This window comes from Rhodopseudomonas sp. BR0C11 (genome assembly GCF_010820945.1).
Classification (GTDB): domain Bacteria; phylum Pseudomonadota; class Alphaproteobacteria; order Rhizobiales; family Xanthobacteraceae; genus Rhodopseudomonas; species Rhodopseudomonas palustris_H.
In genome coordinates, this window is record NZ_QTKI01000801.1 from 1 (window position 1) to 628 (window position 628).

The following is a 628-nucleotide window of genomic DNA, read 5'->3' on the forward strand; positions in this document are numbered from 1 at the left end:
GGCGATCCACGCCAAGGGCACGGTGAAAGCGACGCTCGGCTCGGTCAACATCCCGGTGGTCGCCGCCGGCGCGCATATCACGCCCGGCGACGTGGTGATTGCCGATGACGACGGCGTCGTGGTGGTGCCGGCCGCGGTCGCACAGATGGCGGCGGACGCGGCCGAAGCCCGCGAGGCCAACGAGGCCGAGAAGCGCGCCAAGCTGGCAAGCGGCGTGCTCGGCCTCGACATGTACAAGATGCGCGAGCCGCTTGAAAAAGCCGGCCTGAAGTACATCGACTGATGAGCAGCGCGGCGAAACAATGGCTGGTCGGGATCGTCGGCTATGGTGAGGTCGGCAAGATCCTCGCCGAGGATCTGCGCGCGCAAGGCGTCAAGGTCGCGGCCTATGACGTCAAGCTCGCCGACGATCGCGGCGGGCCGCTGCGCGAGCATGCCAGCCGCCATGGCGTGACGCTGACGACATCGCATGCCGAGCTCGCAGCGCGCAGCGACTTCATCATCTCGGCGGTGACGGCGAGCCAAACCGTCGCAGTCGCCGAGGCCTGCGCCGGCGCGATCAATCAAGGCACCTGGTTTCTCGATTTCAACTCCGCCTCGCCCGGCGCCCAGCAGCGCGCCGCCTCGC

The 628-nt window shown here is 68.5% G+C and carries 2 protein-coding genes; both read left to right on the forward strand.

What is annotated here, in order from left to right:
• Positions 1-283: RraA family protein (locus DYI24_RS27470; protein WP_502706396.1), on the forward strand; the 283-nt coding region annotated here is incomplete at its 5' end.
• Positions 283-628 (forward strand): NAD(P)-binding domain-containing protein (locus DYI24_RS27475; RefSeq protein WP_164574551.1); only part of this gene is annotated, 346 nt, incomplete at its 3' end. The genes DYI24_RS27470 and DYI24_RS27475, both read left to right, overlap by 1 nt.